Consider the following 251-nt stretch of genomic DNA (forward strand, 5'->3'; position numbering starts at 1 on the left):
TTTTTAAGCGCGTCGATGGAGTCGTTGTCGGGGATGTCCCCGCCAAAGAAGTGCGCGAGAAATGAAATGGCCAGAAAGTTGGGGACAGTGCCGTTATAGCCCCATTCAAAAAAGCCGGAGTAAGGGAACAGGTCTTTTCTAGGATCAAGCGGCGACGCTTGCCCGTTGGGCGCTACGTAAATGGCGGTAGGGCAACCATGAGGGCGAGTGAGAATGTACTGCCCCGCGGGCGAACCCAGGCACCGGGTGTT

1 protein-coding gene is annotated in these 251 nt (G+C 56.6%); it reads right to left on the bottom strand.

Going from position 1 to position 251, the window contains the following annotated elements; all coding sequences use genetic code 11:
* Positions 1–251 (bottom strand): DUF6166 domain-containing protein (locus KZZ04_RS20105; RefSeq protein ID WP_219424022.1); only part of this gene is annotated, 251 nt, incomplete at both ends.

The organism is Pseudoalteromonas sp. CR1, from assembly GCF_019392235.1.
Taxonomy (GTDB): Bacteria; Pseudomonadota; Gammaproteobacteria; order Enterobacterales; family Alteromonadaceae; genus Pseudoalteromonas.